Origin of the sequence: Streptomyces tamarix, from assembly GCF_032423885.1 — a bacterium.
Lineage (GTDB): Bacteria > Actinomycetota > Actinomycetes > Streptomycetales > Streptomycetaceae > Streptomyces > Streptomyces tamarix.
On sequence record NZ_JAWCTQ010000044.1, the window covers coordinates 12,569 to 34,376 of the forward strand.

Consider the following 21,808-nt stretch of genomic DNA (forward strand, 5'->3'; position numbering starts at 1 on the left):
GTCGCGGCCGGGGCGCCGCCCCCTCTCCGAAGGACAGCCGTGTTTGACCTTGCGCTCGGCGCCGCCGTGGTCGCGCTCGCCGCGACTCACCTGTACCGGCCGAAGAGCAGGAAGGTCCGAATCGCCAAGGACGCCGTGACGGTCAGCACCGTCGTGGCGGTCCTCGCCGTTTGGAGCCAACTGTGACGCTGCTTCACCACCACCGTGGACGCGCCGAGCGCGCCCGGCGCGCGACCCCGCCCGGCCACGTCTTGACCCGCACGTACTACCCGTCCACGCGGTCCTGGACGCCGCACGCGGATGCCCGTGCTCTCGACCTCCCCGCTGGCTTCGTCCGGCACCCGCCGACGGCGACGAACAGCCCGGCCCTGCCCGGGGCTGACGAACTCCGCATCCGGCAGCTGATGACCGACGCCATCCGGAAGTGGGGGTGGCTGGCCCGATGACGACGAACACCGACTCGGAGACGCAGGTGTCCGAGACAGGTGTCCGCGACGTGAGCGACTTCCTCGCGGACCTGGACGACGTGCTGGCGACGTCGACCGCGCCGACGATCCCGGCACCGGCCGTCGAGCCGGACCCGGAGCCTGACGCTGCGGCGACGATGCCCGACGTCGACCTGGGCCTGGACGTGGTCGGCCCGGACGCCGACGCCGACACGGAGCCGGTCGCCGCCGACGCGCCCGCACCGGCCCCGGTCGAGGCACCGGCCCCGGCCGCCCGGGCGCCCGCCCCGGCGAAGGACTGGTGGAACGACGTCTACAAGGACGACGCCGCGGACCAGGACACCTTCACCGGAAACGCCCCCGCTCCGGCGGTCGCGCCGCCCCCGCCGAAGCACGCTCCCGCCGCTGCCCCGGCCCAGCCGGTAGCCGAAGGGGACGACGCCGACGACGAGGACGGCGACGACCAGGACGAGGCGCCCGAGCCGAAGAAGACCCGGACCGGGCGGAAGAAGGAGCAGGACGCCGAGGACGCCGAGGGCGACGAGGCGGGCACCGACGAGGCCCCGGAACCCGCGACGACGGGCGGCCGGATCGTGGCCGCAGTCAAGAAGGCCGGTCCGGTCGTCGCTGGCACCGCGAACGGCGGCGGCCTGATCAACAACCCCCGGGGCCGTCAGGTCGTCTTCGCCGGCACCGCGTACGCCGTGGGCTGGGGTCTGCACCTGGACGACTGGGTCACGGGTCTGCTGGCTCAGGCCGACCAGTACGCCACGCCTGTGGCCGGTTGTGCCCTCGGCCTGGGGGTCTTGGGCCTGGCCACGCGGTCGAGGTTGGGCGGCGTCGTCTTCGTGTCTTCGTTGGGCCTGATCACGGTGCTGCAGATGGCGCGGCCCGCCTGGGTCGTCGGCGGCGGCATCTCGCTGGGGCTCCAGATCGCTTACCGCATGGTCCGTGGCTGGGTCGGCCCTTACGGCGAGCGGTGGCCCTGGAAGGGCGTCGTCTGGGCAGCCCACATCCCCGCCGCGACGGCCACCGTCGCATCCATCTTGTACGGCACGAACTAACTGAGAAGGCAGATCACAGACATGGGCCAGATTTTTGGAGCGATCGGTTTCACCGGCGGCGCCGTCGTGATGACCGCGTTCCTGATCCTCGGCGCGCGGGGCCAGTGGAAGATCAAGTTGTCCCACGAGGGCGTGATCGTGGCCGCGTTCATCACCGGCCAGCTCTATGCCCAGGGCGGGGAGACCTTCAGCTTCGTCGCAGACATGAGCGGCGGCCTGTCCCAGGCGATCCAGAGCAGCTTCGGGTCCGCAGGCAACTTCGGTGCCGGTGCGGTCGCCCTCCTGATGTGCCTCCTCATCTACGGCCTGAAGCCGTCGAAGTTCCGCAACGGTCTGTTCGCCCTGATGCTGCCGAGCATGTTCACGGCGGCCGGTGGCATCTTCGCCACGCTCACGCACCTGATCAGCAACCTGACCGGAACGGTGGTCGCCTGATGGCTGTGGACCTGGTCAAGTCCGACCCGGGCGACGAGGACAAGGGCGTGGCGGATGACGTCGAGCTGGTAGACGACGAGGGCGTGACGGCGGAGCAGCCGTCACGCCCTCGGGCGTGGTGGGGCCAGATCATCGAGTCCCTGGAGAGCCAGGCGGACGCCCCCCGGGTGCGCGGGCGTGCCGTGACGCGTCCGGACCTGTCGGAGTATCACGCGTTCGACCGCGCCGGCCTGGTCACCGTACGGACGGGGTCGGCGATCATCCTCCGCGCGACCTGGACCCTGACACGCCGGGGATGGGTTCTGGTCATCGGCCGGGTGAGAAGGGGGAAGGGGGCGAAGTCGGCGCCGAAGGCGGCGACCGGTGGCGATGCCGAGCGTTCCGCGAAGCCGAAGCGGCGCGGCGGAAAGTCCCCGGCGAAGAAGTCGACGGGGGGCAAGAAGGCGCCCGCGAAGTCCGGGACCAGCACCGGTGACCTCCTTATCGGCGGTGCGGTACTCGTCGGAATGGGAGGCATGTTCCTGGTCAACACGGCGGTACCGGCCGTGGGGAAGCTGGCGGCGGCGGTAGGGAACTGGGTGGTCGACCACCCGGTGGACCTGCTGCGAGGAGCGGGCGGTTTCGTGATCATCTTCGTGGTGATCGCCTGGATCGTCGGAGCGGTCGCCGGGGCCCACGAAGATCACGAAAAGGAAGATCGCGAAGAGAGCCCGGACGGGGGAGTCGCGGAGATGGACCCCCGCGAAGATCACGAAGAGGATCAGGGGAGTGGGGAAGCGGAACCCGATCCGGCCGGTGGGGAAGTGGCGGAATCGTCCCCCGAAGAGGCCGCCGCAGCGGAGCGAATCAGGGTCTACGCGTGGGTGCGCGAGAGCATCCAAACCCGGGGGAATGGCACCGCCGTGCACCTTCGTGAACTGGCCCTGGGAAGACTCCCCGAGGGGGGTGACATGCGGTCCGAAATCGGCCGGGTGAGGGCCCTCCTGGCGGCCCACCAGATCCCCGTCCGGGACGGCGTGAAGGCCCCCGCATCGGACAAGGACGGGGCCACCCGTAACCGGCCCGGTGTGCACTCCGCGGACCTTCCCCAGGGCTTCACTCCCCTGCCGGCCCAGGGGTCGAACCTGGTCCGCCTACTACCGGTAGGTCAGCCCTCTGACCTGCAATAACTACCCGCCGCCTACTGCCCGCCTACCGAGTCGGTAGGCGGGCTACCTGCCGTCCCGCGCAGGTTCTAGGCTCGATTCCCGCATCAGCAGCCGCCCGCCCGTGGGCGGCCCGCGAGAGGAGAACGTCCCCGTGGCGTACTGGAAGTGCGGCGCCTGCCGCACCCGCTTCCCGATCGGTCCGGAGGGGGAGACGGCTGCACGCGAAGCCCACCGCCATCAGGCCCACTTCGGGGGCATCCCCGACGGCGAGGACGGACCCGAGCAGAGCGGCAGTCAGCAGATCACCGGCCGCCAGGTCCTGTACGGGCTGGTCGTGCTGGCTGTGCTCGCCGTCCTGGCCCGCTCGTGCGATTTCCCGCTCATGAGCTGATCGAGCCTGCCACGCAAACGGAATCGGCCCGACAGGCGAATGCCTGTCGGGCCGATTCCGGTCCGTGTGATCTTGCTGCGTCGGGCCTTACGTGTTCCGGTGCCTGATCTCACCGTCCACCACGGCCTGGACGAAGTCCCGCCAGGGGCCGTGGTCGAACTCGAATACGGGCCCGGATGGAGCCTTGGAGTCGCGCACCCACATCTTCCGGGCCGTCCCGTTGCCCATGCGAGCCGCTTCGACGCACTGACCCCCTTGGTCGTTGCTGTAGCTGGACGTGAACCACTGGGGGTTCTGGGCGTCGTCCCTGGTCATAGGAATCAGAACTCCTCGATCGCTTTCTTGATCATGCTCAAGGACTCCGTGTGCCCTGGAGCGAACGCTTGCAGGTCCGTGAACGTCTCCTCGTACCGGTCGACGTCGGCCCGCTTCCGAACGACCCAGGCGTCGGACAGGTTTTCCAGGTAGACAATCGGGGGGAAGGGGTCCTTCTCCCGGAACTGCAAGATGGTGAACGCTCCGTTCATGCCGGGGTGTGCTCCCGACTCGAACGGAACGACCTGCACACGGACGTTGGGGAGGGATGTCGCGAGTTCGGCGATGTGCCCCAGTTGCTCACGCATCACTTCGGCGCTGCCAACGCGACGTCGCAGCACCGATTCGTTGATGATGGCGATGAGCCTGAGCGGTGAGGTCTCCCGATGTAGGACCTCCTGCCGTGTCATGCGGACGGCTACGAGACGGTCGACATCGTCCTTGCCCAGTCCCTCGTGTGCTCGGCGGTGCAGAGCACGGACGTATGCCTCGGTCTGCAGCAGGCCGGGAACGTACTCCGACTCGTAGTTGTGGAGCGCAGACGCCGTGGCCTCCTGCCCGAGATACGCCTTGAAGCCGGGCGGGATGACCGGCGCGTACTCGCGCTCTTGCCACCAGTCCTTCTTCGTCTTGGTCACGGTCGCGTAGCCGATGAGCGTCGCCCGCTGTTCGGGCTCGGCCCCGTAGATGTCGCACAGGGCCATCACATCGGCCGGTTCCACGACGCCGTTCTCGCCGGCCTCCAGCCGGTTCACCTTCGAAGGGCTCACGACGAGACGCCGGGCCACTTCGGAGGCGGCGAGCCCGGAGGTCTCCCGCAAGCTGCGGAGTTCGACGGCGAGCTGAAGACGGCAGAGAGCCGGTGCTGCCGACCCCACATCCTCAATCATCCTGTGTCCCTTCGTCGTGCCAGGGCCAGTGTGTCGGTGCTTGTTCTGCCACGGCAAGGAATGTTCTGCGTCTTCGCGAGAGATTCTGCCACCCCATGAGCATCTGTCAGTTTCCCCCCTGTGTGCGTCAGTTCGAATGAGAACAAGTTCCGCAGAATTCTGCTGGAGATGTTCCCACGGTAGCGAATCTGCTGGCATCCTGTACCGAGTCAGCACACAGCGCGCCTGCTCGACAACTCCAAGTGATCTTGGGTGGGCCGCGTCGTCCCGACCAACCGGGAGGAACCCCGGATGCCCAGCGAAGTGGCCCCGCAGAGCGACGACCGAAGTCGTGGCGCGACAAGCGCCGAGGAAGGGCTCCGTCGGCGGTTTGAGATTTCCGACGTGAGTACGGCCGTCTTACACGTGCTCCAGGGCGCTTGCTGCCTGGGCTGTCAATCGCAGGGCGGGGAACTGCGTCCCGCCGGCCGCGCGTGCACGGTCAGCCCGAATGGCACCACGCTCTGGTGGGACGTTCGGGCCCACGACAAGTGCCTGAATGCTGCCGGGGGTGCGTCGTGACTGCGGTCCTCGCGGCCACCGACACCGGCTGGTTTCTCTCCGCACACCCCAGCCCCGACCAGTTGGCCGTCGAATGGGCCGAGCACCCGAAGTGGACCGGGCAGCTTCCGGCGGGCCGGGCATGGGACGCAGTGGCGATGCCATACACCGTCGGGCTCGACGTGCTCGGAGTGTGCCGGACGCTCAAGGGCTTCTGCCCCCCGGCGCTGGCAGACCGCTGGAACCGTCGCCTCTACGTCTTCATCGAGCCGGACCAGGGCGGAGTCTGGGCTGAAGACATCTGGACCCTCCCCCGTGAGTCCTGGCTGACCATCCCCCACCCGCAGTTCGGGCCGTACGACTGCCCGACCTGGTGGGTGCAACGGCCTCACTCGGCACATGAGTTGCTGGCCGCCGTCGAGCTGCGGACCGCCGTTCGGCTCGCAATGCCCGCCTACCGCCGTCGCGTCGCGTCGGTCCCCGCCGACGGAGGTGTGCTGTGACGCATGAGATGCCGAATCGTTCGGCGGAGACACCGGCACGCGACGTTGGGGCCGACGGTGCCACGCAGCCGAACGTCCAGCCCGAGCCGCACCAGTACGCCTTCGACGGCGACGACCAGGCCCCGGCCCGCGCCCGTCACCACGTCCGGGAGGCCCTGTGTTCCTGGCGGATGCCGGAGAACACCGTCGACACGGCCGTCCTGCTGGCGTCCGAGATCACGACCAACGCGGTGCGGCACACCACGTCATCCAGCATTCAGCTCGAACTGCTGCGGCGTGACGGCGAAGTCGAGGTGGCCGTTCGTGACAGCGGTCCCCGGCCCGCCAGACCGCTCCGCGCGATCTCGGAGGAGACCGCCGACCTGTGGGACGAGCACGGCCGCGGGCTCGACCTGGTGCGCCGGTTGTCCAGCCGGTGGGGCGCCACGGAAGCGGGGCCGGGGCTCAGGGTCTGGGCCGCGATCGAGGCGACGGGCGATGTCCGATGACCGAGTCTCCGGCCGGCCGCGCTCTCGCGGAGCGCGCACCGAACACCACAGCCACCGCGCCGGACTGGCGAGCACGCCGTCCGGCGCGGACCCCGGGCGCCTTAGCGGCGCCCCCCCGTGCCGCCCCTGGCAGGGCCAACCCCCCGTATCCCGCGCCGGGGGCGGCACGCCTACGCGATAGGGAGCTGCTGATGCAGTCGACGTACGCGGTTCACGCTCCCTCGGTCAGCGCCGAGAAGCTGGCTCGGATGGCAGCGGCCTTGCGGAGGATGCGCACGCTCCCCGAGATCCTGGACGACATCGGTGACGCGCTCGACCCACAGCCTCCCGAGGAGGACGAGGTCGAGGAGATTCACGGTCACCTGCGTGACGACCTGGAGCGACTGGCCGCCATCGCTATTGCGGCGGAGAGCAGGGACGCCGAGGTACTGCGGCTCGCAGAGCGGGCCGCCGGCCTTCAGGCCGTCGACCTGCCGGAGCACTTCCGGGACCGCGTTCTCCACCTGCGGCTGGTGGGCGCCGTCGCGAACGACCTCCTGGAACGGCTCACCGCCACGCGAGCGATCAAGCAGGTCGCGTGAACCAGAGCGTCCAGCGGACGCCTTCACCAACACGGACCACCGAGAGGACGAAGCGCTATGTGTCCGCACAACCCTCCCTGCCCGGCAGTGCACGAGTCGGACCGTGAGCACGCCAGGGTGGTCGGCCGGGACTACCTGCTGGGCTGGGCCCTGCTGTGCAACGGGACCATCGTCTTCGACACCGGGAGCCTGCTGCCCGACGGGCAGGTCATCGCGCCGCACCGGCCCAAGTTCGCGGGGGCAGCGGCATGACCGTGACTCAGTTCCACTGGCGGGGGCTCCACGTCCCGTTCGTTGCGCCGTGGAGCGAGGAGAACCCGCTGCCGACCAGGCTGATCAAGCGGGTCGGTCCGGACGGCGCGGAGGGAATCGGTTACGCCGACGAGGTCAGCGGCGCGGACCGGAGGGACGGCGCCCTCTGGGTGCGGTACCCACTGGTGCGGGGGAGGGGAAGGCCCCGTCTGGCGGACATCCACCCCCTGCGTCAGCGTCAAGCCATGTCGCACATGCTCTGCATGGTCTGTGCGACCTCCACGTTCGACAACGACGAGTTCAGCCGCTGGGGTGGGAAGCACCTGTTCATCGGACGCGCGGTTGACGGTCGACCGATCCGCGACGGTGATGTGACGGACACCCCTCCCGTGTGCCTGCCGTGCGCCGTCGAAGCCGCCGAAGCGTGCCCGCACCTGGTCAAGGGGCACACCGCCGCCTTGGTCGAGCGGACAGAGCCGTGGGGAGTTTCCGGGATCGTCTACGACCCGCGAACCCTTCAGCCGATCCCGACGAAGAGCAAGAACGGCCTCACCGACGTCGCGTTCGAGGACCCCGCCCTCCGGTGGACTCTCGCAGCCCGCGACGTCGTGACTCTGCATGGCTGCACCCCCGTGGACCTGACCGAACTCGCGACGCCGAGCGTCGCGGCCTAGACCCCGTCCGGCGGCCCGGCGCCTCGCGCCCGGGTCGTCGGACGGTCAGCGCCGGCGGGCACAGCGCCCGCCGCCCCATCCGCCGAAACAACCGAGAGAGCGAACCGCCATGCCTGACTTCCCGTACCTGCATCGCATCCGCGCGAAGCGCCCGCCGCGGCAGGACTTCGAGCCCCGCACCCTCATGGACATGCTTCTGGACCAGGACCAGGACCAGGAGCAGGTCGAGGGCCGCGCCGTGCAAGTGTCCGCGGTGACCGTCTCGTTCTTCGGCTTCCGAGCGCAGTCGCACGGCAGGACGGGCTTCGCCGCGCTGAAGCACATGTACCGCGACCACCCGGTGCTGGTCCGCTGCCTGTGCACCTACCTGGGCGCCATGTGGACCGTGACCGCAGCCGTGACCGCTCAGAACCTGCTCTGAGGCGGACCGGCGTCGCACCGGTGCCGCACCGCCAGCCGGTGGGCACCGGTCCCTCCGCCGCCCCGTCACCGACGACCTGACCGCGACCGTCGCGGACCGTAGAGAGAGGGCCTTTCCGTGCTGGACGTTGAGGGGACGAAGTCCGTCAGCCTGCCGGGCCAACGCGTCGCGCAGACACCGCTGATCGGCCGGGCCGATGCGGAGGCGCTCGCGGGAGAACCCGCGCACTGGGAGCAGGTGACGGACCGCAGAGGCGCGGCCGTCTGGCAGGTGTCCGGACCGCGCGGACTGTGGGCCTTGAAGGTCGGCACCGGCGAGGGGGCCGCCACCGTCGCCCGCGAAACCGCCGTGCTCCAGCAGACGCACACCCTGGTGCCCGGCCTGTCGTACGGAGGGCGGGCGAAGGCGGGCCGGGGGACAGGTTCGGCGTGGCTCATCACGCCGTGGCTCGAAGGCGCCTCCACCTGGACCCGGTTCGAGAGCGTACGGCAGCAGCATGACGAGGACCGGTCCTCGGCCCTTGCCGCCGCGGTCGACGTGTGCCAGGCCGTCGGAGCCCTGCACGCGGCCGGGTGGGTGCACGGTGACCTCCAGCCACACCACACCGTCCACACGTCCGGCGCGGTCCGCTTCATCGACTGCACATGGGCGTCGGGCCCGGTGCTGGCACCGTCGCACACCTTCCTCGGCGGACTGGTGCACCTGATGTCACCCGAACTGATGCACCGCATCGAGGCGGGGGAGCGTCCGGTGGTCACCGAGCCCTCGGACGAGGTGTACGCCCTCGCGGCCGGACTGTGGTGGGCGGCGACAGGCGCATGGCACCGCGACTACGCCGCGGCGGGAGTCGACCCGGCGCGGTTTACGGCGGCAGTGCTCCGCGGGCTGCTGCTGCGTAACCGGCTGCCGCACGGGCACATCACCCACTGGCCGCAGCTCGAAGAGGTCCTGCAGTACACCCTCATGCGACCGCCGGCCGCGCGGCCCTCCGCCGAACAGATGGGCCAGTGGCTCCGTCAGATCGGCCCCGGATAGCCCCCAGTGCACGACAGCAAAGCCCCGGAGAGCGGCCAACTGCCGTACTCCGGGGCTTAGTTGTGCTTATGGCACATGCCCCCGACCCTTGTCCTGCTGTCGACAGGACGGGCACCGGACGCGGTCGGGCGCGAGCGCCGGGAAAGCGGAACCATGCCCCATCGATCGCGGAATCGTACTTTTGGGGCCAAGGGAAATATAAGTGGCTAAACGTTCCTCCTGGCCGGAACTCGCTCTGTGGGTTTATCGACAAAGAATCATCTCTTCTTCGCCTTTTTTAATGGGGCGCTATTCCTGACGGTGTGTTCATCCGTATTGAAAAGAGACCCGAGTATTGGCACCCACCTGTCGGGCAGGACCTGGCGGCCCCTCTCGACATCGCAATACGTGCTGACGGCGACTTTCAGCGCTTGCGCCACCTGCGCCTGTGTGAACCCTAGGAACCGCCGGAGTATCCTCAACGTCCAGTCAGCATCGAGGAATTCGACCAGATCAAGGGGTGAGACGTCGAGGCTGCGGGCCAGCCGGAGCAGATGCCGTGGACTGGGCCGCTGATTCTTCGACTCCCACATGGCGACGGCGCTGCGAGAGCACCCGACCGCTGTTGCCAATACCTTCTGGGAGATACCACGGGCCTGCCGCAACTCAGCGACAAGCCATCCCCGCAGACGCCATCCGTCTGCCCCCGTGCGCATGGCGCCGCACTCTACCGCGATCCATACGAAATTTTTTGACGCACTGTGGCCGATCCGCGTACTGTCCAGTTCAGTTCGGGCCTATCGCGGGGAAGGTCGTCTGGGGATGAGTGCGCTCAAAACGGTCGTGTGGAAGGTTCTCAACATCCCGGAGCCCCGGAGCAAGGAAGCGCCAGCTCCCCAAGCGGAACCGCCCCAGCAGCAGACCGTACCGTCAGCCGGCGCCGCACACTGGGTAGCCGCAGGGAAGCGTGTCCAGGCCGAGCGCAACGGGCACAGCCCGACTCAGGTTGCGACCGAATCCAAGCAAACGCGGACGCCTGCCACCCCCTGGGTTCTGCAGGAGGAGAAGACCGGCACGAGGGCACTGGTCGTCACCGGCCGGATCGTGCTGTGGGTGGTGGTCGGCCTGGCCGTGATCACTGGGGTCAGGTCCTGGTTCTGGCCCAGCCAGCCCGCGCCGGCCCCGGCGCCAACGGTCAAGCAGGGGCCCACCTACCCAGTGCAGGACGCCCAACTGGTCGCCGCGCGATTCGCGTACTCGTACCTGACCTGGGACGAGGCCGACCCCGACCAGCGAGCCAAGGCCCTGGCGCGGGACATGCCCAAGGGCACGGACACCACCGCGGGTTGGAACTCGAAGGGGCAGCAGACCGTACTCCTCGCCCAGCCGGGCGCGGTGACGGAGCTCGGCGACAAGCGCGCCCGGGTGCACGTGACCGTGCTGGTCAACGTCCCCGGCGAACCGGCGAAGGACAAGAAGAAGGACCCGGCGCCCGCCCAACGGAAGTGGGTGGGGCTGGAGGTCCCGGTCCTGAACACCGCAGGCCGGATCGTCGTCACCGGCGAGCCGGGCATCGTCGGCGTTCCCGCCTCCGGCCCGACCGTCACCGACCAGAACACCGTGAACAGCGACGTCGAACTCTCCGCTCAGACCCAGACCACCGTGGAAACGTTCTTCACCGAGTACGCCAAGGGCGAGGCGGACAGCGTGACCGCCCCGGGCGCGAGCGTCCCGCCGCTGCCCGACGGGATGACGCTCCAGGGCATCCAGAGCTGGAACGTCGACCAGGGCAAGGGCAGCGACCGCACCGGAACCGCCGTCGTGCGTTGGCAGATCGGCGCCGCCGAGCTGGAGCAGACCTACCGGGTCGAGCTGACCCGGGTGGCCTCGGCCGCCGCCGAGCGGTGGCAGGTCGCCGAGCTCCACGGTGGAACGTTCTAACTCCGCTATGCAGGAACCAAACGAGGGGATACGAGGCATGTCTGCCGACACGGTGACGCTGGCGCTGACCAGCGGCGCAGACCTGAAGACGTGGGTCTTCCTGATCGCGGGAAACATCTTCCTGATCATCCTTGTGATCCGATCGATCGGCCACTATGCCAAGCGCGAGTGGGGTGATCTGATCGGCCACATCATCGCCGGCATCCTGGTGGCTGGATTCGTCTTCGCCACCGACACCACACAGACCATGTTCGTGGAGATCTTCAACAAGGTCGCGGGCGCGTGAGGACCGGACACACCTACACGCGCCATTTCGATCTTGAAACTCGGCAGCATGAAATCCTCGGCATGGACCTGGGTGAAGGTCCCTCGCGCCGGATGCTGGTCACGGGCGTGGTCGTTTACGTCCTGTGGACCGGTTCTCTCCTGATGATGTTCGGGTTGCCCAGCCAGCTGACGTTCACGTTGTACTTCGCGCCCCCGGCAGTGATCACCTACTACGGGGCCCAGCGCAGCCGGAGGAACGAGCGCCGGTGGAACCTCACCCAATGGGCGCTGTGGGTCCGCTACCTGACGCTGGGACACCGTCCTGTGATCAACGGCGGGCGCCGTGCGGCCGAGCGGCACGAGTGGTTGCCGATGAGTGCTCGCCTCGGTGAGCGCGCCGAGGCGTTTGTCGAGCTGCCCGGCATGGGCGCCTTCGAGAACGTACTCGGCAAGGACGCGCCCCGACTCACCGCCGGCCGGGCCGTCCCGTTCGACTCCAAGACCCGGATGTACGGGCCGGACGCGGTGTACCGCGCCCGTAAGCGCACCGGCGGCAAGCCGCAGTAAAGAGGGGTACGGGGATGAAGATCACGAAGGCAGTCGGAAAGTTCCTCGGAGTCGCGGGGGACCGGTCGGCGCCGCCGCCGCGATACCTGGCTCTGGCGGACGGGCTCACGGTGACGGAGACCCACGCGGAGGCGTGGTACGTCCTGTCCAGCAGCAACACCGACCTGATGTCGGAGACGGCGCGGGACGCCGAACACGACCAGGCATCCAGTGCGCTCGCCCGCACGCTCGCCGGACACGACTGCCACCTGCGGATACTCTGGAGCCCGCTGAACGCGGCGGACTACCGCGACGAGGCCGAGGAACTGTTCACCGCCGGAGACTTCGCCGCGTGGGCGGACGCCCGGGTGGAACGGCTCGATGACCTCGCCCTCTCCCAGCGTCAGCTACTGCTGGGTGTCCGCATTCAAGAGCGCTCGGGACAGACACAGGCCCGCAGCCGCAGCGGCGTGCAGGACGCCTTCGGCATCAGGAAGACCGGCATCCCGCAGCGCGAGCTGGCCCGGCTCGACGCGCTCGCGCGCCGGCTCGGACGCCAGTTGGAGACGACCCCGTGGCGGGCCAAGCCCGCCCCGGTCGAGGTCCTGGCCTGGATGATCGCGCGCGAACAGCACCGGGCCACGAGCCTGCCGACGCCGAACTCCGCAGGTGTGATCTCCGGGGCGAAGCTGGCCGCACTCACCCGCGGCCGCGTCGTCCCGTACCCGGACCACGTGCGCGTGATGGACGCCCAGGGCGAAGTCGCCGCCTGGACCAGCGTCCTGACGATGGACAGCTTCCCCGAAGAGATGGAGTCTCCCGGGCCGGGGGAGTGGCTGAGGACGGTCAGCGAGATCACGTACGTACCTGAGTACGACGAGGACGGCGTCGACCCCGATGTTCAGATCCTCCCCGTCAACCCCGAACCGTCCGTGCGCTTCAAGGTCCTGCACCGGCGCGACGCGCTGAAGCTGACCGAGGAGACGCGGAAGTTGGCCAAGGAGCAGGGCGACTCCGCCGCCCAGCACTCCGCCGGCACACCCGCCGCCGACATCATCGAGACCGAAGAGACCATGGCCCAGCTCGCGCGCGACATGAAGCGCGAGGACGTCACCCTGTTGGAGGACCACCCCCGACTGGTCGTCTCCAGCGACGTCTCCCTGGACGACCTGCGCTCGAAGATCGACGCGGTCAAGGGGCACTACGGCGGTCTCGGCATTGAGGTGTCCATCGGCACCGAGGAACAGAAGGAACTCTGGCTGGAGACGCTTCCGGGCGACAAGGTGCGCGTCCCCGACCTCTCCCACATCCGCACCGTCGGCGCACTCGCCGGATCGTGGTTCTGGGGCGGTGCGAGCGTCGGTGACGACACCGGCCCGGTGATCGGCTACCTCACCGGCTCCACCCCCGGCCTGGTCCGCAACGACCTGACCGGCGGCAGCCAGCGAGGCGACGCGACCACCACCGCGTTCATCGGCCGAAGCGGACGCGGCAAGACGACCGCGATGATGATGTCCCTGCTGGACGCCGCGTTCCGCGGCAGCTTCGTCCTGGCGCTCGACTTCAAGGGCGACATGGGCGGTTTGGTCGCTGCCGGTCGCCGCTTCGGACTCAACGCGCACCTGGTGGAGACCGGCGCCCAGTACGCCGGTGTCGCTGACCTGTTCACCCTGCTGACCGGTGAGAGCGCCGAGCGGGCCCAGACCGAGGTCCCCGCACAGCTGGGCATCGCCCTTCCCCAGCACCTGCGGATGCGCGGCGCCGAGACGCCGATCCAGTCGGCCGTCAACGAGGTGATCGCCGCCGGGGAACCGCGCGTGTGGAAGGTCATCGAGCACCTGCGCGAGTCCACCGACGAGCTGGCCAGGGAGACCGGGCAGGCCCTGTACGAGCTCGCGCAGACGGGCTTGGGCGCACCGTTCATGGGCAGGCCGACCGGCGACAACATGTTCATGCGGTCCGAGCCGGGCATCTGGGTGGTGCAGATCCCCGGGATCTCGCTGCCTGCCCCGGACGACGACCGCGAGGACTGGTCCGTGCACCAGCGGCTCAGCGTCGCCCTGGTCCACTCCATGCTCGCGTTCGGTATCTCGATGGCCGGCCGCAAGGACCTGCGCGGCCTGCGCAAGGCCATCGCGGTCCCCGAGGTGCACGTACTGACGGCGACCCGCGAGGGAAGCAGCTTCCTCCAGTACATCGCCAGGGTCGGCAGGGCGCTTCAAACTGCCCTGGTCATCGACACCCAGGACCCGGAGTCGCTGGCGAAGCTGACCGGCCTCATCGAGCAGATCACCACCATGTTCGGCTTCCAGCTCACGACCTCCGAACAACAGGACGCCCTCGCGGCCCTGCTCGACCTGCCCAAGGGTGAGCACACCCGGGCGCTGATCCAGGCGATCGGCGTGGGCTTTGACCAGGAGATCCGCCACGGCCACGCGATCATGCGTGACCGGCGATTCCAGTCCGCCACCGTCCAGTTCGACGTCCCGTCGGAAGAACTGCTGGAACTGCTGAGCACGACACCGAAGGTCGACAACGGCGGGGCCGACCTGACCAAGGAACCGCAGGGGGTAGGGGTATGAAGCGTGCCGTAACCATCGCCGCCGCGGCGGCCGTCACCGTTCTCGCCGCCGGGTGCTCATCCCAGGACGAAGGGGACAAGGGCGGGTCCGGTGACGGTGGCGCCTCCGACACCACGGCGGCCGCCGTGCAGGCCGCCCGGATCTACCAGAGCGCGGTCAACGGTGACGACTGGACGAAGGCGTGCGGCCTGCGGACCGAGCGCTATCGGCACGGCTCCGTGAAGGAGTGCGTCGCCGACAACGCGCCGAAGACCCAGAGCCCGGAGCCGAGCCCGACCGAGTCCGAGGAGTTCCCGCCGCTTCGCCGGGCGGACGGCTCTGTCGTGCGCGGCAAGCCGAAGCCGAGCGCCACCGGCCCGGACCGGGCGGAGACGGGGGAGGTCAAGGCCAGCGCGCCGCAGAGCGTCCCCGCCATCGGTGACCACCCGGCCGGCACGGGCGTGCGGGTCGAGTACACCGTCACCTGGCCCGACTCCACCACCACCAGCCGCAAGGCCCTGCGCGTCGTACAGCAGGGCGACACCTGGCTGGTCGACCAGTCCGAGGACATTGCCGAGTCCGACGAAGCGCACGGCAATCCGGTCCGCGACGCGCTGATGAGGGGATGACGTCGTGATCAGTCTCGAACCGCGGAAGAAGTACCGCTTCAGCGTGTTGAAGCTGCTGATCCGGCTGCAGAACTTCCGGCTGCCCCGCAAGCGGACCGTCCTGATCCCCGTCCTGGGGATCTACGTGACGCTGATGGTCACCGCGCAGTCGGCATGGGCGAAGGACTACACCCCGGTCGGCATCGGTGACCTCCTGCCCTCCGTGGACATCCCGTACACGAAGGGCCAGGGGACCCTGTACGAGGAGTACGGCAACCCCCTGCTCTACACGATCACCGACGACTACGGCATGTGGGACGTCATGGACCCCATGCTGGAGATCCCCGCGATCATCTGCATGGCCCTCACCGCCGTGATCGGCTCAGCCGCCGTCACGATCGTGCAGTGGATCTTCAACGTCACCACGATCCCGCCGCTGGAGAACGCGATCACCGCCTCCGTGGGCGGTGCGGCGAAGACGCTCACCGAGACGCTGCTGCCGTCCGCGATGGTGATCGGTGCCCTGGTCGCGTACGCCAATCACCGCCGGGCCGCCGGGTCGAGCCTGTCCCAGCTGGGCTGGGTGGCGGTCTCGACCATCTTCTCCATCTCGCTGCTGACGGCCCCGCAGACATGGGTCAACGGGATCGACTCCGCCCGCAACGTCGGTAGCAGCGTGGCCATGAACGCCACCTCCGCCGGCCTGGGCGACGGCACGAAGGAGCCCATCGACCTCGGCCACAAGACCACGTACGGCAACAACGAACGCGACAACATGCTGCGGAAGTCAAGCGATGCCGTCTGGCGGACGTACGTCGTCACCCCGTGGTGCGTGGTCCAGTTCGGAAGCCTGGAAGCCTGCAAGGCAGAGGGCAAGGGCCTGCTGGACAAGGGCATCGACCCGGAAGAGCGCAAGGAGCATATGAAGGGCGTGGGCGACCGCATCGGGGGTGACTCGAACTCCTGGGTCGACGGCCACAACCCGGTAGGCCGCATGATGGTCGCCATCCCGGCACTGATCTGCGTGATCCTGTTCGCGGCCCTGGTCCTGATGCTGGCCTTCGCGAGTCTGGCGTCCCTGCTCGGCGCCCTGCTCATGCTGGTGTCTGGAGTGATCTTCGCCTGCCTGTGGATCATCCCAGGAAGGCCCAGGACGTGGGGCGTCCGCTGGTTCGACTTCCTCCTCGGCTACACCCTGCAGAGCGCCATCGCCACGATGACCCTCGGCTCGGTCCTGGTCGTGACCACCGCGTCCACCAAGATGATGGGCGAGTACGGCTATGCGGCCGCCGCCGGAATCAGCATCGCCACCGCCATCGTCGCCTTCAAGTTCCGCAGCGTCCTGGAGTCCATCGTCGGCGTCAGCGGCCTGACCAGCCCGGCCGCCGCCGTCGGCGGACTGCTCGCCGCCCGCGCGGCGGGCAAGGCCGGATGGGGGATCACCAAGGGACTCGGCCGCGGACTTGCGGGGATGCGGCTTCCGCGTATGCCCCGGATGCCCCGCCGCAGCGGCGGCGGAGGCGGCGGCACCGACAGGCCGACGACTCCGCAGCTTCCGCCGGGCGGCACCCCGGGCGCCCTGGCCGGTGCCCGCCGTCCCATGCCGCCCCTGCCCTCCGGGCAGACGGCAGGCGCCGCACTGCCGAACAGCGGCAGCCGCAAGGAAGTCGGTCCCCTTACCAGCCGTCCGGAACTGCCGTCGTCCACCGCGCCGGCCCGCGGCCGGTCCGTTGCCGACGGCCCGGCCAAGGCCGTCCCGGGCACCCGCCGCCCGGCCGAGGTCGGAGGCACCCGCCGCCCGGCGGAGGTCGGAGGCTCGGTGCCCCGTCAGGCCCTGCCTGCCGCAAGCGGCTCCGCGCAGGCGACGACCCAGAACGCGCCCAACAGCGCGAGCCGTCCGGCGGCGGGAGCGGCCAACCGTCCGTCCCCGACGCTGCGGACCGAGAACAGCGGCGCCAGCTACACCTTCCGGCAAGGTCCGAAGACGGGCACCTCCGCGCCGAAGGTCATTCCGCACAAGGTGGTCCGCTCGACACCGAACCGTCCCGGCGGTTCCACCGGGCCCAACCCCACCCGGCCGGAGAACCGCAGCCGGGCCCGCAGTCGCGGCCGCGGCCGGGGTCTGTCCGTGCCGACCGTGACGCGCCGCAACGGGGGGAACTAAGTGGCCGACGACGACAAGAAGCCGCGTACGCCCGCGGACTTCCGCGAGCTGCTGCAGGAGGTCTACGAGGTCCCGGAGGTCGAGGAGGAGGGCAAGCGGCGCCAGCGCCGCAAGGCCCGCCGCCAAGCCCGCCGTACGGCGAAGACCAACCGCAAGACGACGATGAAGCAGGTACTGGAGGACGAGCGGGCCAAGGAGCCCATGAACCCCGCCGGTGCCGCCCTGATCATCGTCGTCATTCTGGTCGTGGGATTCGGCGCCACGAAGTGGATCACCGGGGACGACAAGGGACAGCAGAGCGTCAGTACCGCGCCGAGCTCCGCCCCCGCCGATCCCGCCGGTGGCGGAACGACCGCGAGCGCACCGCCGAGCCCGTCCGCGTCGGCCTCGCCCTCCGCCTCCCTGCCGCCGGTGGACCTGAGTTCGCCAGAGAAGACCGCAGAGGGATGGGCCCGGGTCTACATGACCCGCAACCCTCCGGTCGACCGGGAGCACGAGACCGTGGTCGAGCGGGCGGCGCCCTGGATGACCGAGGCCCTGTCCCGGAACCTCGCGGGCAACGAAGACCGCTGGTGGAACAACCTGATCTCCAACGGTGGTGTGTCGACCGTGACCACGGTCGAGGTCGGCAAGGCCGACGAGGAGCTGGGCATCGACACCCCACTGCGGGCCTGGCGGGAGGTCACGGTCAAGGCCGTCATCGACGGCTACAAGACGTATGACAAGACGTACGTCTTCCAGGCGGAGATGACACGCGACGACGACGAATGGCGCGTGTCGAGGGTGCGGGGGGTCTGACGTGAATTCGCGCCAGGCCGCCATGCTGGCCACGGGGGTGGCGCGTCGAGGTGCAGCACTGAAGCTCGCCGTCCCGGCGTCCCTCCTCTTCTTCGCCTTCCTGATAGGGCTCGGGATCGTCGGGGGTATCTCCGGCAGCTCCCAGGCGTCCGCCGCGTCCTGCGGCGGCGCCGGCCTGCCCGATGCCCAGTACGAGAACGACGACGAGAGCGACGAAGGCGGTACGGACAGCACCGACGGACTCCATGCACAGCAGATCGACAACGCCAAGACCATCGACAGGGTGGCCGCCACCGGCGGTCTGTCAGGCCGCGCGACCCTGATCGCACTGATGACCGCGCTGCAGGAAAGCACGCTGATCAACCTGGACCACGGTCCGGGCGACTCCGTGGGCCTGTTCCAGCAGAAGCCGCAGTACGGGTGGGGCACCAAGGAACAGATCATGAAGCCCGAGTACGCGGCGAAGATGTTCTTCTTCGGTGCGGACAGCGGAAGCCCCCGCGGGCTGACGGACGTCAAGGGCTGGGAGTCGATGGCGCTGGAAGATGCCGCTGAAGCCGTCCAGGCATCCGAGCAAGGCGAGCTGTACGCCGGCCAGGAGTCCGAGGCCCGCCGGATCGCCAAAGAAGCCGGAATCAACCTCACCCACCCCGGCAAGGCGAAGCCGACCGACACCCCGTCCGACGACACGCCCGACGACGCGTCCGACGCTCCGAGCGACGCCCCCACCGAGCGGTGCGAGACCGAGGAGGACCGGCCGGACACCCCTGCCAAGCCCGGCACCGCGTTCCACGACGGCGACGCGAACTGGCCCGCCCAGGTGAAGAACCCCAGGTCTACCGCCGACGCCGTGAAGTGGGCGCAGCGCGAAGCCGACAGCGGGTCCCTGGAGTGGTACCAGTGGTGCCTGAAGTTCGTTGCCCAGTCGTACGGCTGGACCTCCGCCGGTTCCAGGTACGCCATTGACCACTACTGGGCAATGCCGTCCACGATGCGGCACAACCGGGACCGGAACCCCCCTGTCGGTGCCCTGATGTTCTGGAGCACCGACGGCAGGGCGGGGCATGTCGCGCTCTACGTCGGCAAGGGGCAAATCGCCTCCAATGACATCCGGGAGCCCGGCCGGATCTCGATCGTCCCGGCCACGGATATTGAGTCGAAATGGGGTGCTACGTACCAGGGTTGGGCGCCGCCGTACTTCCCCAATGCCGGATAAGAAGTGGCATGTCAGTGCCTTTTGAGATGATCTAGAACAGAGCAAAGGAGACGGGTGTGGCAGATCGGCTGATCCTGGTTGACGACCTGGACGAGGAGAGCATCAAGGACGTCGAGCGGATCGACTTCATGTGGCGGGGGACGGAGTACGAGATCGACCTCAACCCGGAACATCTGGCGGAGTACGACGAAGCCCTCGCTCCGCTGCTGAAGGTCGCCCGCGTGAAGCAGGGCGCCGGCCGCAAGGGACGCAAGGCCACGAAGCCCAAGTCCGAGACGACGGCCGAGACGAAGAAGATGCGTGACTGGGCCAAGGCGAACGGGCACGACGTGCCCGACCGCGGCCCGATCCCCAGGGAGGTCCGCGAGGCGTACGCCCGAGCCCAGGCCGAGTCGGGGCCGAGCGTCCCGCCGCAGGGCACACAGGAAGACGCCGCCGAGGCCGCGACCCAGAATCCCTATGCCGGTCGCTGATCCGAAGGGACACACCCGGCCCTCCGTGGCCTGGCGGCCCCTGAACGAAGAGGCAGCGAAGCAGCTGACCAAAGAGGCGGCCTGCTTCGTCTGGCTCAACCTCACCACGGGGGAGCTGGACGTACGCGCGACTGACGAGCTCGCGGCCAGCCCCCCGTGGCTGGTGGCCGTGTGCTGGACACTCCGGTGGCCCGTCGCCCCGCTACCCGCGGACCGGGCCAACAAGCTGATGGACGAGATCGCCCCCCACGCTCAGCACCTGATCAACGCCACCAGCACCGAACTGCCCGACCGCCAGCGGCCGGGAACCGTTCTGTACTACGGCGCCGGGCCCGCGCTCGACGCCATCCAGAGGTGCTGTGCCGCCACATGGACCGACCCGGACCGGCTGCACGCGAATACGCTGTAAGGAAGTGGCCCGATGCCTGTTGTGACCGACCATGACGCCGTCCCCCTGACCCCGGTCTACACGATCGTGATCCGCGAAAGCGGTGAGGCCAGCGTCGATGGGCATCCAGTGGACACCCTCCCCGGCCAGGACGCGCGCGACGCCGCCCTGGCGCACATCCAGGAGAAGGCCGCCCGGCTCGACCGGCCGGTCCGCGTCAACGCCAAGGAGCCGGACGGCAGCACCTGGCCCCTGATTGTCGACTGGGACGGCGAGGTGACGCCGCTCGAACACCCCCACCCGGCCCCGCCTGCAGCACGCCGAGCTCCCGAGCCGCCTCCCGCAGCCGCCCCCGTCCACCTTCCCCCGCCCACCGGCGAACCGGTCATCCCCGGCCCACCCTTGGCAGCCCCCGGCGTCGACTGGATGGCCCCCCTGCCTCCCGAGTACCGGGAGATGCTGGACGCGGTGAAGTCTGCGGACGTCGCGGGCAACCTTCCGGCCGCCGAGGTCGCGGCCAAGGATCTCGAAGACGCGTTGGACGACGCGTACGGACCATTGCACCCCTACACCGTGAACATCGTCGCGGTCAGGGCGAACCTGGCACTGCGCAGGGCGGCGTGGGCCACCAGCCTGGAACTCCACATGCGTGCGGCCTGGCGCCGGCACGACCAACAGGCCCCCAGGGACGAGACGCTGCACCTGGCCCGCCAGGCGCATTTCTGTTGGAAGCACCTGGTCGCCCAGTGCCCCAAGCACCCCGGGACCCATGACCCCGCCCAAGCCCAGCAGTCTGCCAAGGACCTCCTTCGCGTGCTCCGGCAAGTTGACGTCGAGCCGATCATCATCACCACGACCGAGGAGTGGGCGGCGAAGCTGCTGCCTGTCGCCTCCTAACGCACCACCACGAAACGGGGGGAAGACGGATGGCGATCCGTGTGGGACCAGGCCAGTCGGCCCAGCAGGAGTACAAGCGACGCCTGCGGTCCTGGCGAACATCGGCACGGCGGCGGTTCCTCATCGGGCTGGCCCCCGTGCTCGCCCTCGCCGGGGTGCTGGAGTGGTGGATCGGCTGGCACGGCATCGGTGTTCCACTGTTCGGCCACATCGCCGCCCTCGCCGTCGTCCTCGCGTGGTGCGGAACACTCACGGCACCCCAGCACGTACGGGCCTGGCGGTCCGGTGCGGAAGGAGAGCGCCGGACCGCGCGAATGCTCGCCCCGCTGGCCCGCCGGGGCGCGGTCATCCTCCACGACCGCGCTCTCGGCAAGGTCGCGAACCTGGACCATCTCGCCATCGGGCACTGGGGGATTGCCTGCATCAACACCAAGAACTGGCAGGCGCGCGGGGCGCGGGTCGCCGTCAGCCCCGACGGCGGAACCCTGTGGTACGGCGCCCACGCCCAGAACCGCGAGGTGGCGAAAGCCCAAGGTGAGGCGAGGCAGGCAGCCGCCGCCCTCCGGCGCCCGCTGGACGGGCTGCCGGTCGACGTCCGGCCGATCATCGCCGTACATGGGGCTCCGGTTGGCCGTCGCGGCATCTTGGTCTTCGACGGCGTGGTGGTGATCGAGGCCCGACGCCTTCGCGGCCACCTGCGTAAACAGCGTCGCGTCCTCTCGCCGGCCGAGGTCGCCCAGGCCGGACAGGCAGCCGACCAGGCCCTTCCCCCGAAGGAATAGAACGT

28 protein-coding genes are annotated in these 21,808 nt (G+C 69.3%); 25 read left to right on the forward strand and 3 right to left on the reverse strand.

Annotated features, from left to right (window positions below; translation table 11 throughout):
* Positions 1-39: 39 nt before the first annotated feature.
* The 6 genes from RND61_RS26470 (at position 40) to RND61_RS26495 (ending at position 3,484) form a co-directional block, all read left to right on the forward strand.
* Positions 40-186, forward strand: coding sequence for a hypothetical protein (locus tag RND61_RS26470; protein WP_315880625.1), 147 nt, complete (start codon positions 40-42; stop codon positions 184-186).
* Positions 183-446 (forward strand): hypothetical protein, encoded by a 264-nt coding sequence (locus RND61_RS26475; RefSeq protein WP_315880626.1) that lies wholly within the window; start codon positions 183-185, stop codon positions 444-446. Before RND61_RS26470 ends, RND61_RS26475 begins: the two co-directional genes overlap by 4 nt.
* On the forward strand, positions 443-1,510 hold the full coding sequence (locus RND61_RS26480) for a hypothetical protein (RefSeq protein WP_315880627.1): 1,068 nt from the start codon (positions 443-445) through the stop codon (positions 1,508-1,510). The genes RND61_RS26475 and RND61_RS26480 overlap by 4 nt, the downstream gene beginning before the upstream one ends.
* Before the next feature lie 21 nt (positions 1,511-1,531).
* Positions 1,532-1,945, forward strand: a complete 414-nt coding sequence (locus RND61_RS26485; RefSeq protein ID WP_315880628.1) for a hypothetical protein — start codon at positions 1,532-1,534, stop codon at positions 1,943-1,945.
* Entirely contained in the window at positions 1,945-3,114 is a 1,170-nt protein-coding gene (locus RND61_RS26490) for a hypothetical protein (protein WP_315880629.1), read from the forward strand. The genes RND61_RS26485 and RND61_RS26490 overlap by 1 nt, the downstream gene beginning before the upstream one ends.
* A gap of 130 nt (positions 3,115-3,244) precedes the next feature.
* The gene (locus RND61_RS26495) at positions 3,245-3,484 is read left to right on the forward strand and encodes a hypothetical protein (RefSeq protein WP_315880630.1); all 240 of its coding nucleotides are present in this window, start codon (positions 3,245-3,247) and stop codon (positions 3,482-3,484) included.
* Between the two features lie 87 nt (positions 3,485-3,571).
* Here the strand turns inward: RND61_RS26495 and RND61_RS26500 are convergent, their stop codons facing one another.
* Together RND61_RS26500 and RND61_RS26505 are read right to left on the reverse strand one after the other, a co-directional pair.
* Positions 3,572-3,799, reverse strand: coding sequence for a DUF397 domain-containing protein (locus RND61_RS26500; RefSeq protein WP_315880631.1), 228 nt, complete (start codon positions 3,797-3,799; stop codon positions 3,572-3,574).
* Between the two features lie 5 nt (positions 3,800-3,804).
* Positions 3,805-4,689: a helix-turn-helix domain-containing protein gene (locus tag RND61_RS26505; protein WP_315880632.1), complete on the reverse strand. Its 885-nt coding sequence runs from the start codon at positions 4,687-4,689 to the stop codon at positions 3,805-3,807.
* Between the two features lie 698 nt (positions 4,690-5,387).
* Here RND61_RS26505 and RND61_RS26510 point away from each other — a divergent pair.
* The 7 genes from RND61_RS26510 to RND61_RS26540 all read left to right on the forward strand — a co-directional run bounded on the left by RND61_RS26510 (position 5,388) and on the right by RND61_RS26540 (position 9,183).
* Positions 5,388-5,732, forward strand: coding sequence for a hypothetical protein (locus tag RND61_RS26510; RefSeq protein WP_315880633.1), 345 nt, complete (start codon positions 5,388-5,390; stop codon positions 5,730-5,732).
* Complete coding sequence (locus RND61_RS26515; RefSeq protein ID WP_315880634.1) at positions 5,729-6,220, forward strand: ATP-binding protein; 492 nt, start codon at positions 5,729-5,731, stop codon at positions 6,218-6,220. The genes RND61_RS26510 and RND61_RS26515 overlap by 4 nt, the downstream gene beginning before the upstream one ends.
* A gap of 248 nt (positions 6,221-6,468) precedes the next feature.
* A complete protein-coding gene (locus tag RND61_RS26520; RefSeq protein ID WP_315880635.1) occupies positions 6,469-6,801 on the forward strand; it encodes a DUF6415 family natural product biosynthesis protein in 333 nt (110 codons plus the stop codon).
* 57 nt (positions 6,802-6,858) lie between these two features.
* Positions 6,859-7,053, forward strand: coding sequence for a DUF5999 family protein (locus tag RND61_RS26525; protein ID WP_315880636.1), 195 nt, complete (start codon positions 6,859-6,861; stop codon positions 7,051-7,053).
* Entirely contained in the window at positions 7,050-7,727 is a 678-nt protein-coding gene (locus tag RND61_RS26530; RefSeq protein ID WP_315880637.1) for a hypothetical protein, read from the forward strand. The genes RND61_RS26525 and RND61_RS26530 overlap by 4 nt, the downstream gene beginning before the upstream one ends.
* A gap of 109 nt (positions 7,728-7,836) precedes the next feature.
* Positions 7,837-8,148 (forward strand): hypothetical protein, encoded by a 312-nt coding sequence (locus tag RND61_RS26535; RefSeq protein ID WP_315880638.1) that lies wholly within the window; start codon positions 7,837-7,839, stop codon positions 8,146-8,148.
* Positions 8,149-8,265: 117 nt separating this feature from the next.
* Positions 8,266-9,183 carry a lipopolysaccharide kinase InaA family protein gene (locus tag RND61_RS26540; protein WP_315880639.1) on the forward strand — a complete coding sequence of 306 codons (918 nt, stop codon included), beginning with the start codon at positions 8,266-8,268 and terminating at the stop codon, positions 9,181-9,183.
* 257 nt (positions 9,184-9,440) lie between these two features.
* On the opposite strand, the gene RND61_RS32765 is transcribed toward RND61_RS26540, so the two are convergent.
* A complete protein-coding gene (locus tag RND61_RS32765) occupies positions 9,441-9,878 on the reverse strand; it encodes a helix-turn-helix domain-containing protein (RefSeq protein WP_391654194.1) in 438 nt (145 codons plus the stop codon).
* 502 nt (positions 9,879-10,380) lie between these two features.
* Here RND61_RS32765 and RND61_RS26545 point away from each other — a divergent pair.
* The 12 genes from RND61_RS26545 (at position 10,381) to RND61_RS26600 (ending at position 21,803) form a co-directional block, all read left to right on the forward strand.
* Positions 10,381-11,103, forward strand: coding sequence for a conjugal transfer protein (locus RND61_RS26545; RefSeq protein ID WP_315880640.1), 723 nt, complete (start codon positions 10,381-10,383; stop codon positions 11,101-11,103).
* A gap of 37 nt (positions 11,104-11,140) precedes the next feature.
* Positions 11,141-11,389 carry a hypothetical protein gene (locus RND61_RS26550; protein ID WP_315880641.1) on the forward strand — a complete coding sequence of 83 codons (249 nt, stop codon included), beginning with the start codon at positions 11,141-11,143 and terminating at the stop codon, positions 11,387-11,389.
* Positions 11,390-11,451: 62 nt separating this feature from the next.
* On the forward strand, positions 11,452-11,937 hold the full coding sequence (locus RND61_RS26555; RefSeq protein WP_315880642.1) for a hypothetical protein: 486 nt from the start codon (positions 11,452-11,454) through the stop codon (positions 11,935-11,937).
* 14 nt (positions 11,938-11,951) lie between these two features.
* On the forward strand, positions 11,952-14,498 hold the full coding sequence (locus RND61_RS26560) for an ATP-binding protein (protein ID WP_315880643.1): 2,547 nt from the start codon (positions 11,952-11,954) through the stop codon (positions 14,496-14,498).
* Positions 14,495-15,106 (forward strand): hypothetical protein, encoded by a 612-nt coding sequence (locus tag RND61_RS26565; protein ID WP_315880644.1) that lies wholly within the window; start codon positions 14,495-14,497, stop codon positions 15,104-15,106. Before RND61_RS26560 ends, RND61_RS26565 begins: the two co-directional genes overlap by 4 nt.
* A 4-nt stretch (positions 15,107-15,110) precedes the next feature.
* Positions 15,111-17,249 carry a hypothetical protein gene (locus tag RND61_RS26570; RefSeq protein WP_315880645.1) on the forward strand — a complete coding sequence of 713 codons (2,139 nt, stop codon included), beginning with the start codon at positions 15,111-15,113 and terminating at the stop codon, positions 17,247-17,249.
* Positions 17,250-18,047 (forward strand): hypothetical protein, encoded by a 798-nt coding sequence (locus RND61_RS26575; RefSeq protein WP_315880646.1) that lies wholly within the window; start codon positions 17,250-17,252, stop codon positions 18,045-18,047. It begins immediately after the preceding gene.
* 1 nt (position 18,048) lies between these two features.
* Positions 18,049-19,263, forward strand: a complete 1,215-nt coding sequence (locus RND61_RS26580; RefSeq protein ID WP_315880647.1) for a peptidase M23 — start codon at positions 18,049-18,051, stop codon at positions 19,261-19,263.
* Between the two features lie 56 nt (positions 19,264-19,319).
* Positions 19,320-19,736: a histone-like nucleoid-structuring protein Lsr2 gene (locus RND61_RS26585; protein ID WP_315880648.1), complete on the forward strand. Its 417-nt coding sequence runs from the start codon at positions 19,320-19,322 to the stop codon at positions 19,734-19,736.
* Positions 19,723-20,145 carry a hypothetical protein gene (locus RND61_RS26590; protein WP_315880649.1) on the forward strand — a complete coding sequence of 141 codons (423 nt, stop codon included), beginning with the start codon at positions 19,723-19,725 and terminating at the stop codon, positions 20,143-20,145. Before RND61_RS26585 ends, RND61_RS26590 begins: the two co-directional genes overlap by 14 nt.
* 12 nt (positions 20,146-20,157) lie before the next feature.
* Positions 20,158-21,021: a hypothetical protein gene (locus RND61_RS26595; RefSeq protein ID WP_315880650.1), complete on the forward strand. Its 864-nt coding sequence runs from the start codon at positions 20,158-20,160 to the stop codon at positions 21,019-21,021.
* Positions 21,022-21,050: 29 nt separating this feature from the next.
* Complete coding sequence (locus tag RND61_RS26600; protein WP_315880651.1) at positions 21,051-21,803, forward strand: nuclease-related domain-containing protein; 753 nt, start codon at positions 21,051-21,053, stop codon at positions 21,801-21,803.
* The last annotated feature ends 5 nt before the right edge of the window (positions 21,804-21,808 follow it).

What these genes read in the sequence shown, in the direction of transcription:
- RND61_RS26505 (WP_315880632.1), bottom strand. Translation starts at nt 4,689, where the DNA reads ATGATTGAGGATGTGGGGTCGGCAGCACCGGCTCTCTGCCGTCTTCAG.
- RND61_RS26550 (WP_315880641.1), top strand. Translation starts at nt 11,141, where the DNA reads ATGTCTGCCGACACGGTGACGCTGGCGCTGACCAGCGGCGCAGACCTG.
- RND61_RS26500 (WP_315880631.1), bottom strand. Translation starts at nt 3,799, where the DNA reads ATGACCAGGGACGACGCCCAGAACCCCCAGTGGTTCACGTCCAGCTAC.
- RND61_RS26565 (WP_315880644.1), top strand. Translation starts at nt 14,495, where the DNA reads ATGAAGCGTGCCGTAACCATCGCCGCCGCGGCGGCCGTCACCGTTCTC.
- RND61_RS26555 (WP_315880642.1), top strand. Translation starts at nt 11,452, where the DNA reads ATGGACCTGGGTGAAGGTCCCTCGCGCCGGATGCTGGTCACGGGCGTG.
- RND61_RS26510 (WP_315880633.1), top strand. Translation starts at nt 5,388, where the DNA reads ATGCCATACACCGTCGGGCTCGACGTGCTCGGAGTGTGCCGGACGCTC.
- RND61_RS26590 (WP_315880649.1), top strand. Translation starts at nt 19,723, where the DNA reads ATGCCGGTCGCTGATCCGAAGGGACACACCCGGCCCTCCGTGGCCTGG.
- RND61_RS26535 (WP_315880638.1), top strand. Translation starts at nt 7,837, where the DNA reads ATGCCTGACTTCCCGTACCTGCATCGCATCCGCGCGAAGCGCCCGCCG.
- RND61_RS26600 (WP_315880651.1), top strand. Translation starts at nt 21,051, where the DNA reads ATGGCGATCCGTGTGGGACCAGGCCAGTCGGCCCAGCAGGAGTACAAG.
- RND61_RS26560 (WP_315880643.1), top strand. Translation starts at nt 11,952, where the DNA reads ATGAAGATCACGAAGGCAGTCGGAAAGTTCCTCGGAGTCGCGGGGGAC.
- RND61_RS26520 (WP_315880635.1), top strand. Translation starts at nt 6,469, where the DNA reads ATGGCAGCGGCCTTGCGGAGGATGCGCACGCTCCCCGAGATCCTGGAC.
- RND61_RS26485 (WP_315880628.1), top strand. Translation starts at nt 1,532, where the DNA reads ATGGGCCAGATTTTTGGAGCGATCGGTTTCACCGGCGGCGCCGTCGTG.
- RND61_RS26595 (WP_315880650.1), top strand. Translation starts at nt 20,158, where the DNA reads ATGCCTGTTGTGACCGACCATGACGCCGTCCCCCTGACCCCGGTCTAC.
- RND61_RS32765 (WP_391654194.1), bottom strand. Translation starts at nt 9,878, where the DNA reads ATGCGCACGGGGGCAGACGGATGGCGTCTGCGGGGATGGCTTGTCGCT.
- RND61_RS26490 (WP_315880629.1), top strand. Translation starts at nt 1,945, where the DNA reads ATGGCTGTGGACCTGGTCAAGTCCGACCCGGGCGACGAGGACAAGGGC.
- RND61_RS26525 (WP_315880636.1), top strand. Translation starts at nt 6,859, where the DNA reads ATGTGTCCGCACAACCCTCCCTGCCCGGCAGTGCACGAGTCGGACCGT.
- RND61_RS26530 (WP_315880637.1), top strand. Translation starts at nt 7,050, where the DNA reads ATGACCGTGACTCAGTTCCACTGGCGGGGGCTCCACGTCCCGTTCGTT.
- RND61_RS26480 (WP_315880627.1), top strand. Translation starts at nt 443, where the DNA reads ATGACGACGAACACCGACTCGGAGACGCAGGTGTCCGAGACAGGTGTC.